The sequence below is a fragment of the Streptomyces sp. NPDC057638 genome, assembly GCF_042800315.1.
Taxonomy (GTDB): domain Bacteria; phylum Actinomycetota; class Actinomycetes; order Streptomycetales; family Streptomycetaceae; genus Streptomyces.
Genome location: NZ_JBHVHF010000455.1, coordinates 1 through 4,557 on the forward strand (window position 1 = coordinate 1; position 4,557 = coordinate 4,557).

The following is a 4,557-nucleotide window of genomic DNA, read 5'->3' on the forward strand; positions in this document are numbered from 1 at the left end:
ACCCATGGGTGCGCGGCTCCCCCTCCCCCGTACCGGCGGGCGCGGAAGTCAGCCGCCGCTCGACTTCGGCAGCTGCCGTCCGTAGTCCACGATCTCGCCCTCCGCGGGCGGCGCCAGCGGGAAGTCGGCCCCCCACTCGCCCAGGGTGAGCGTGCCCGCGCCCCCGCCGCGCGCGAACTGGAGGGGATAGGGCTGGCCCTCCAGCGAGACGTCGAGGACCCCTCCGGCACCCTCGTCGGAGGCGACCTTGATGGCGCGGACCCCGCCGACCTTGGTGCGTTCGCCCTTGGTCAGTCGGCCCGGCATCTCCAGCAGCCCGTCCAGCAGGCCGTCCATCTCGGTGAAGGCACGGAACTCCTGGTAGGAGGCGTCGTCCTCGGGGACCTTGACGTACTTGTCGCCGAGCTTGAGGGCGGCCTCCTCGTCGGTGCGGCTCGGGGCGGCCTGGCCGCCCTCCTGCTTCTGGGTCCAGAAGCCCGCGTCCGCCTTGAGGTAGAGGTCGTCACCGACGCGCAGCAGGGCGAAGGTGTTGTCCTTGGTGGCGACCGACCCCGTACCGCCCGTCTTCTTGAGCCGCATGTTGAGCCGGTAGGTGCCGCCCTTGCTGGTGAGCGTGCCCGAGAGGCGGACGGTGGCGGCGGTGTCGGCCGCGGCGCGGGCCTTGGTCTCGATCTCGGTGGCGGAGAGCTTCCCCACCCCGTTGGTCCCCTTGTCCGGGTCCACCTTCTCCTCTGCGCAGGCCGTGCCCGTCAGGGCGAGCCCCGCGCAGAGGAGCACGGAGAGCACGGTCCTGCGGGACCGGGAGACCGGGGGGAGGGGAGTCACAGGTGCTACTGCCTCTCGTCTGCTCGGGTCGGCGCGGCGGCGCGGCGTTGGGTCCTGGAGTCAGGTACTGCCAGAGGTGGCAGACGGCAGCGTACCGGTGGGTGGGACGGCCCCTCGCAGCGCGTCCGGCAGAGGGCGTACGCGGGGCGCGTACGGGGGCGCCCCATCGCCGGACGGCCCTCGACCAGCGGCGCCACGGAACAGGACGGGCTAGCCTGAAAAACGAGAACATCCGGGAACACCCGAGAAAAGCCAAGAAGAACTGAGAACAACCGAGAAGACCTGAGAAAGCCTGGGAAGTACAGAAGAAGCGGAAAAGCGAGAAGAGCACGAAGAGCAAGAACCCGGCACGCGTCAGGAGAACCCGGGAGACCCGGGAGAACCAGCATGTCCGGCAGATGCCCGCGAGGGTACCGGCGACCACGGGCAGGAGGTGCTGATCATGGTGGCGAGCGCGCCCCGGATCTTCGTCTCCCACCTCGCCGGAGTGGCGGTCTTCGACCCCCAGGGTGACCAGGTCGGGCGCGTCGGCGATCTCGTGGCCATGCTCCGGGTCGGCGGACGCCCGCCCCGGCTGCTCGGTCTCGTGGTGGAGGTACTCAGCCGGCGCCGGATCTTCCTGCCCATGACCCGGGTGACCGGTATCGAGTCCGGCCAGGTCATCACGACCGGCGTGGTGAACATGCGCCGCTTCGAGCAGCGCCCCACCGAGCGGCTGGTCCTCGGCGAACTCCTCGACCGCCGGGTGCGGCTGGTCGACAGCGACGAGGAGGCGACGGTCCTGGACGTCTCCATCCGGCGCCTGCCCGCGCGCCGTGAGTGGGAGATCGACAAGGTCTTCGTCCGCAAGGGCCGGGGCGGGGCGCTGCGCCGCCGGGGCGAGACGCTGACCGTGGCCTGGTCCGCCGTCACCGGCTTCTCGCTGGAGGAGGACGCCCAGGGCGCGGAGAGCCTGGTGGCCACGTTCGAGAGCCTGCGCCCGGCCGATGTCGCCAACGCGCTCCACCACCTCTCCCCCAAGCGCCGTGTCGAGGTCGCCGCCGCGCTCGACGACGACCGTCTCGCCGACGTACTGGAGGAGCTGCCCGAGGACGACCAGGTGGAGATCCTCGGCGAACTCCAGGAGGAGCGCGCCGCCGACGTGCTGGAGGCCATGGACCCCGACGACGCCGCCGACCTCCTCTCCGAACTGCCGGAGGCGGACAAGGAGCGGCTGCTGGCCCTGATGCGCCCCGACGACGCGGCCGATGTGCGCCGGCTGCTCTCGTACGAGGAGCGGACGGCGGGCGGTCTGATGACCACGGAACCGATCGTGCTGCGGCCGGACGCCACGATCGCGGACGCACTCGCCCGGGTGCGCCAGCAGGACCTCTCCCCCGCGCTCGCCGCGCAGGTCTACGTCTGCCGTCCGCCGGACGAGACACCGACCGGGAAGTACCTGGGCACGGTCCACTTCCAGCGGCTGCTGCGGGACCCGCCGTTCACCCTGGTCAGCTCGGTCGTCGACAACGATCTGCCGCCGCTGGGGCCGGACACCCCGCTGCCCGCCGTCACCAGCTACCTCGCCGCCTACAACATGGTCGCCGCGCCCGTCGTGGACGAGAGCGGCTCCCTGCTCGGCGCGGTGACCGTGGACGACGTCCTCGACCATCTCCTCCCCGAGGACTGGCGGGAGACGGAGTTCGAGGAGTCGGCGCACGGCACCGCCCCTCCGGCACCCGGTCGGCCGTCCTCGCGCCGCGCCCACCCCCCGCGCGCCGGTGGAACCTCCCGTACGGAGAAGTCCCCCCGTACGGAGTCGCGCACGGAGTCGCGCACGGAGTCGCGCACGAACCGCAACGGCGCCGGGGGCACCTCCCACCCCCAGGGCAGCGACCGCCGGGCGGGACCCGGCCGACCCCACTCCGAGGAGTCCACCCATGACACCTCCGGGTAGCGGCGACCAGGAGCCGGACGTCCCGCGCGAGCGGATGCCCGCCGGCGCGAGCGCGATCTCACGCCCCCGTACCCGGCTGGACGTGCCCAAGGCGCCGCGCAGGGCGCTGCTGCCCGAGTACGATCCCGAGACCTTCGGCCGGGTCTCGGAGCGGGTCGCCCGCTTCCTCGGCACCTGGCGGTTCATCCTCTGGATGACCCTGATCATCATCGTCTGGGTGCTCTGGAACGTCTTCGCGCCGCTGTCGCTCCGCTTCGACGAGTACCCGTTCATCTTCCTGACGCTGATGCTCTCGCTCCAGGCCTCCTACGCGGCCCCGCTGATCCTGCTGGCGCAGAACCGCCAGGACGACCGCGACCGGGTCACCCAGGCACAGGACCGCAAGCGCAACGACCGTTCCATCGCCGACACCGAGTACCTGACCCGGGAGATCGCCGCGCTGCGGATGGGCCTCGGGGAGGTCGCCACCCGGGACTGGATCCGTTCCGAGCTGGAGGACCTGGTCAGGGACCTGGGCGAGCGGCGTGCCGTGTTCCCGCCCGGGGGGTCTGCGGAGCGTGACGAAGGCGACCGCTGACGGCCTTTCCGACGGCGTGGACCCGCGCCGTACCATCGTCGTATGGCTACGGAAGACGCGGTGCTCGCAGCACTGGCGACGGTGAACGACCCTGAGATCAACCGCCCGATCACCGACCTCGGCATGGTCAAGTCGGTCGAGATCGGGACGGACGGCGCGGTCGCGGTCACGGTGTACCTCACCGTCTCCGGCTGCCCGATGCGGGAGACGATCACCAAGAACGTGACGGACGCGGTCGAGCGGGTCGAGGGGGTCACCCGGGTCGACGTCACGCTGGACGTCATGAGCGACGAGCAGCGCCGCGAGCTGGCGACCTCCCTGCGCGGCGGCACCGCCGAGCGCGAGGTCCCCTTCGCCAAGCCCGGTTCCCTGACCCGGGTCTACGCGGTCGCCTCCGGCAAGGGCGGTGTCGGCAAGTCGTCGGTCACGGTGAACCTGGCGGCGGCGATGGCGGCCGACGGGCTCAAGGTCGGTGTCGTGGACGCGGACATCTACGGCCACTCGGTGCCCCGGATGCTCGGCGCGGACGGCCGTCCCACCCAGGTCGAGAACATGATCATGCCGCCGTCGGCCCACGGCGTGAAGGTGATCTCCATCGGCATGTTCACCCCGGGCAACGCCCCGGTGGTCTGGCGCGGCCCGATGCTCCACCGCGCCCTCCAGCAGTTCCTCGCCGATGTGTACTGGGGCGATCTCGACGTCCTGCTGCTCGATCTGCCCCCGGGCACCGGCGATATCGCCATCTCCGTCGCCCAGCTCGTGCCGAACGCCGAGATCCTGGTCGTCACCACCCCCCAGCAGGCGGCGGCCGAGGTCGCCGAGCGCGCGGGCTCCATCGCCGTCCAGACCCACCAGAAGATCGTGGGCGTGGTGGAGAACATGTCGGGGCTGCCGTGCCCGCACTGCGACGAGATGGTCGACGTCTTCGGTACCGGCGGCGGTCAGATGGTCGCCGAGGGCCTCAGCCGGACCACCGGCACCACGGTTCCCGTGCTGGGGTCCATCCCGATCGACGTCCGCCTCCGCGAGGGCGGCGACGAGGGCAAGCCGGTCGTGCTGTCGGACCCCGGCTCCCCGGCGGGCGCCGCGCTGCGGGCCATCGCGGGCAAGCTCGGCGGCCGTCAGCGCGGTCTGTCGGGCCTGAGCCTCGGTATCACCCCGCGCAACAAGTTCTAGCGGCCGGATGTCCGGTACGCGGGGACCGCGACCCGGTGGCGGC

At 71.7% G+C, this 4,557-nt stretch carries 3 protein-coding genes and 1 pseudogene; 3 read left to right on the plus strand and 1 reads right to left on the minus strand.

Features of this window, described 5'->3' with window-relative positions; translation table 11 throughout:
* Positions 1 to 48 precede the first annotated feature (48 nt).
* Positions 49 to 825 (minus strand): hypothetical protein, encoded by a 777-nt coding sequence (locus ACFVIM_RS33070; RefSeq protein ID WP_384309457.1) that lies wholly within the window; start codon positions 823 to 825, stop codon positions 49 to 51.
* Between the two features lie 442 nt (positions 826 to 1,267).
* Here ACFVIM_RS33070 and ACFVIM_RS33075 point away from each other — a divergent pair.
* The 3 genes and pseudogenes from ACFVIM_RS33075 to ACFVIM_RS33085 form a co-directional block, all read left to right on the plus strand.
* Positions 1,268 to 2,527: pseudogene (locus tag ACFVIM_RS33075) on the plus strand (magnesium transporter MgtE N-terminal domain-containing protein); the annotation flags it as partial.
* A 268-nt stretch (positions 2,528 to 2,795) separates the two neighbouring features.
* Complete coding sequence (locus tag ACFVIM_RS33080) at positions 2,796 to 3,338, plus strand: DUF1003 domain-containing protein (protein WP_384309462.1); 543 nt, start codon at positions 2,796 to 2,798, stop codon at positions 3,336 to 3,338.
* Between the two features lie 42 nt (positions 3,339 to 3,380).
* Complete coding sequence (locus ACFVIM_RS33085; RefSeq protein WP_384309459.1) at positions 3,381 to 4,514, plus strand: Mrp/NBP35 family ATP-binding protein; 1,134 nt, start codon at positions 3,381 to 3,383, stop codon at positions 4,512 to 4,514.
* The last annotated feature ends 43 nt before the right edge of the window (positions 4,515 to 4,557 follow it).